This window comes from Streptomyces malaysiensis subsp. samsunensis, from assembly GCF_024519315.1.
GTDB lineage: Bacteria > Actinomycetota > Actinomycetes > Streptomycetales > Streptomycetaceae > Streptomyces > Streptomyces malaysiensis.
Genome location: NZ_JANIIC010000208.1, coordinates 1 through 1,474, shown reverse-complemented (window position 1 = coordinate 1,474; position 1,474 = coordinate 1). Strand labels below are relative to the sequence as shown.

The following is a 1,474-nucleotide window of genomic DNA, read 5'->3' as shown; positions in this document are numbered from 1 at the left end:
ACTGGCACTGGACGCCCTGGACGAACTGGCCGGATGGGGACTGGTGCCGCCGGTCGTGGTGGCGGATGCCGGCGACGGACAGAACGCCGACTTCCGCGCCGGTCTGGCCGAGCGGGGACACGCGTACGTGGTCGGCATCCGCGGCGATATCACCGTCCAGCCGCACGACGCGCACCCCACGGCCCCCGCCTGGTGCGGCACCGGCCGCAGGCCCCAGCCCCGCTACCGGCAGCCACCGGTGACGGTAGCCAGCCTGGCAGCGGCCGCCGGACGGGACGCCTTCAGCGAAGTGACCTGGCGGGAAGGGTCCCGGGGCCCGATGACCTCGCGTTTCCTCGCGATGCGGGTCCGGCCGGCCGGGGTGCGCTCACGTCGGCTGGCCCAGGCAGCCGCAGTGGCCCGGCACGGCCGCTGGGACGGTGTCCTGCCCGAAGTGCGGCTGCTGGCCGAATGGCCCGACGGCCACGACAAACCGACCCGCTTCTGGCTGTCCGATCTGCCCGACGACACCCCGATCGCCGACCTCGTCCGCCTGGCAAAGATCCGCTGGCGCATCGAGCACGACTACCGCGAACTCAAAGACGGCCTCGGACTCGATCACTTCGAAGGCCGCAGCTACCTCGGCTGGCACCGGCACGTGACCCTGACCGCCCTTGCCCAGGCTTTCTGCACCCTGCTCCGGCTCGACCCAAAAGTCCCTGCGCCGGCCTGACCCTCTACGCGGTCCTCCGCGCGTTACAAAAGATCCTGGCCACCTGGACCGGCGCCTGCTCGATATGCGGCCAACCCGCCCCAACACCCGAACCACACACCAGGACCTAACAAAGCCCTACTAAGGGCGTGCAGATCTTTAACCCGTGGCTTTCCGTTCGGTGGATCGTTGTTCTGGTATGGGTGAGCTGGAAATGCAACGGGCAGTGCTGGCCGCGAAGTTCGGGGCGATCCTGCCGCATCTGAACGAGCGGCAGCGACGTCTGCTGATAGGAGCGGAGGCCCGGTCGCTCGGTCACGGCGGGATCAGAGCGGTCGCTCGGGCTGCGGGTGTCCGGGAGGCGACGGTGTCGCTCGGAGTACGGGAACTCGACTCCGGGGAGCCTGCGCTGGGGCGGGTCCGCAGGGCCGGCGGTGGCCGCAAGCGGATCGCCGATCTGGATCCCCGGCTCCGGCCCGCGCTGCTCGCCCTGGTCGAGCCGGACATCCGCGGTGATCCTATGCCGCCGCTGCGTTGGACCACCAGATCAACCCGCAAGCTCGCAGCGGAGCTGACCCGCCAGGGCCACAAGATTTCCGCGGACACGGTGGGCGACCTCCTGCGCGAGGAGGGCTTCAGCCTGCAGAGCAACGCCAAAACTCTGGAGGGCAAGCAGCACCCCGACCGGGACGCCCAGTTCCACTACCTCAACGAGCAGGCCCGCAACCACCGGGACGACGGGGCTCCGGTGATCAGTGTGGACACGAAGAAGAAGGAACTGGC

Annotated in this window: 2 protein-coding genes; both read left to right on the top strand. The window is 69.5% G+C overall.

What is annotated here, in order from left to right; all coding sequences use genetic code 11:
- Positions 1-712, top strand: a 712-nt coding sequence (locus NQU54_RS48495; RefSeq protein WP_257636644.1) for an IS701 family transposase, incomplete at its 5' end; no start/stop codon positions are given.
- Positions 713-890: 178 nt separating this feature from the next.
- Positions 891-1,474: ISAzo13 family transposase (locus NQU54_RS48490; protein WP_257636643.1), on the top strand; the 584-nt coding region annotated here is incomplete at its 3' end.